This window comes from Xanthomonas pisi DSM 18956, from assembly GCF_001010415.1.
Lineage (GTDB): Bacteria > Pseudomonadota > Gammaproteobacteria > Xanthomonadales > Xanthomonadaceae > Xanthomonas > Xanthomonas pisi.
This window is the reverse complement of sequence record NZ_JPLE01000140.1, coordinates 1-1,621: the sequence shown is the minus strand read 5'-3', so window position 1 is coordinate 1,621 and position 1,621 is coordinate 1. Positions and strand designations below refer to the sequence as shown.

The window sequence follows — 1,621 nt, the reverse complement described above, 5'->3', positions numbered from 1 at the left end:
AGGGCAGCAACCGGCGTCGCAAGGGCTTGCGCGCGCTCATGGCTGCCTCCGTTGTGGCGTGGTGGCGCGTACCTGATCCACATAGGCGCCGGGGTCGCGCAACTGCGCCGCGGCGGCGTCGGTGTAGCGCATCAGCGGCTCGGCACCGACCGTCATCGCCACCAGCCCGGTCAGCAGCAGAACCGTTGCGGCGGTTTCCACCGGTCGCATGCGGCCACGGCGCTGCGGCTGGAGTTCAGGGGTGTCTTCCACTGCCTCCGGCACGCGCCAGAACAGCCGCACGCCGGCCCGGGTCAAGCCGATCACCACCAGCAGGCTGCTGCCGAGAATCGCGCCCCAGACCGGCCCGACCAGGCCGTCGGGCACATGCTGCAACAAGGCCGCCTTGGCAAGGAATCCGGACAGCGGCGGCAGTCCAGCGACCGCGACCGCAGCGATCATGAACATCGCGCCGGGTATCCCACGCCGCGGCAGCGGCGCGACCACTTCCTTGCGATCGCTGGCGCTGCCGCGGCGGCGCCGGATCAGGTCCGACACCATGAACAGGGCCGCGGCCACGAAGCTGCTGTGCGGCAGGTAGTACAGGCCCGCACCCAATGCGCCGGCATCGTCGAGCGAGAAGGCGATGAACAAGGTCGCTGCCGAAAACACCACCAGATACGACACCATCACCCGCAACCGCGATGCGGCCATCACCCCGAAGGCGGCCATCAGCAGCGTCGCAATGCCCAGCCACAGCAGCGCATGCCGGCCAAACCCCTGCAGCGCGCCGGCACCGGCGCCAAACCATAGCGACGACACGCGCAATGTTGCGTACAGCCCGACCTTGGTCATGATCGCGAACAACGCCGCCACTGCGGCCGGCGCGCGCGAGTAAGTCTCCGGCAACCACAAGTACAGCGGCAGCAACGCGGCCTTGCTGCAGAACACCAGCAGCAACAAGCCCAACGAGGCCTTGGCCAGCGGCACGTCCTGCGCCGGCAGGTCGGCCATGCGTTGCGACAGTTCGGCCATGTTGAGCGTGCCGAAGACGCCAAACAGCAGGCCCAGCGCAATCAGAAACAGCGTCGACGCACACACGTTGAACACCACGTAATGCAGGCCGACGCGCATCTGCAGGCCGCGCCCGCCACTGAGCAGCAGCCCGTAGGAGGCGATCAGCATCACCTCGAAGAACACGAACAGGTTGAAGATGTCGCCGGTCAGGAACGCGCCGTTCAAGCCCATCAGCTGGAACTGGAACAAGGCATGGAAGTGCGGCGCGCGCCGGTCCCAGCCGGCGCAGGCATGCAGCAGGCAGGCCGACCCCAGGATCAAGGTGGTCAACAACATCCATGCCGACAGCCGGTCGCCCATCAGCACGATGCCCAACCGCGCCGGCCAGTCGCCGAGCAGATACACCAGCACGCCGCCGTCTGCGGCACGTGCGAACAACGCAACCACCGCCGCTGCCAGCAAGGCCATGCTCGCCCACGCCACACTGCGCTGCACGCGCGGCCCGTAGCGGCGGTGCTCGACGAACAGCGATGCGGACGCGCCCAGCATCGGGATCAGAATCGGCAGGATCAGCAGATGATTCATCGCCGCGCCTGCCGCGTGTCCATGCCGGTGGCGGCATCTT

Annotated in this window: 1 protein-coding gene; it reads right to left on the bottom strand. The window is 67.7% G+C overall.

Going from position 1 to position 1,621, the window contains the following annotated elements:
- Positions 1-36 precede the first annotated feature (36 nt).
- A complete protein-coding gene (locus Y887_RS17445) occupies positions 37-1,581 on the bottom strand; it encodes a monovalent cation/H+ antiporter subunit D (RefSeq protein ID WP_046965553.1) in 1,545 nt (514 codons plus the stop codon).
- Between the last annotated feature and the right edge of the window lie 40 nt (positions 1,582-1,621).

Coding starts and splice junctions, on each gene's coding strand:
- Y887_RS17445 (WP_046965553.1), bottom strand. CDS start 1,581: ATGAATCATCTGCTGATCCTGCCGATTCTGATCCCGATGCTGGGCGCG.